1 rRNA gene is annotated in these 684 nt (G+C 40.1%); it reads left to right on the top strand.

The window, feature by feature from the left end:
* Positions 1-459: 459 nt before the first annotated feature.
* Positions 460-684: ribosomal RNA gene (locus tag IY568_RS24430) — 23S ribosomal RNA — on the top strand; the annotation flags it as partial.

Below are 684 nucleotides of genomic sequence, written 5' to 3'. Positions count from 1 at the left end.
CCTTGCACGCAGGAGGTCAGCAGTTCGATCCTGCTTAGCTCCACCACTTTACTACTCCTTCTCATAGATAAGCACTCTTAAGACAGTTACTTAAAATAAGAAACTGAGAGTTTTTAACTCTGAGAAGTCATTCTCTTGCTCTTTAAAAATTTGGAAAGCTGATATTAAATTCTCGGAATGACAATGAAAATTGTTGTTCTATAGAGTTTTCGAAAGAAAAATGCCGATTAATCATTCTTTGATTAATTAGCGTCTACTTTAGTATTACTTAACTTCTGGCGAAGTTAAAACTGTCTTTGACACTACAGCTTAAAATAGATTTTTCAATGAATTTGTTTTTCAGGCAAGGCGCTTAAATATTTTATCGCAGGGCGCAACCTTACTGGTTGTAACCAAGTAAAATATTTAAGGAACGCAGCATGGGAGACAAAGGCGCAGAAAAACCATTTTGGGTTGTATGGTTAAGTGACTAAGCGTACACGGTGGATGCCTTGGCAGTTGGAGGCGATGAAGGACGTACTAACTTGCGATAAGCCTAGTTGAGCCAGTAAGAGGCACTTGAGACTAGGATTTCCGAATGGGGAAACCCGGCCCTTTGGGTCATCATGCAGTGAATACATAGCTGTATGAAGCGAACGCGGAGAACTGAAACATCTAAGTACCCGTAGGAAAAGAAATCAACCG

Source organism: Pseudoalteromonas sp. PPB1, from assembly GCF_015356275.1.
GTDB lineage: Bacteria > Pseudomonadota > Gammaproteobacteria > Enterobacterales > Alteromonadaceae > Pseudoalteromonas > Pseudoalteromonas rubra_D.
Note: the sequence above shows the minus strand (reverse complement) of the source record. Positions and strands in the feature narration are given on the sequence as shown.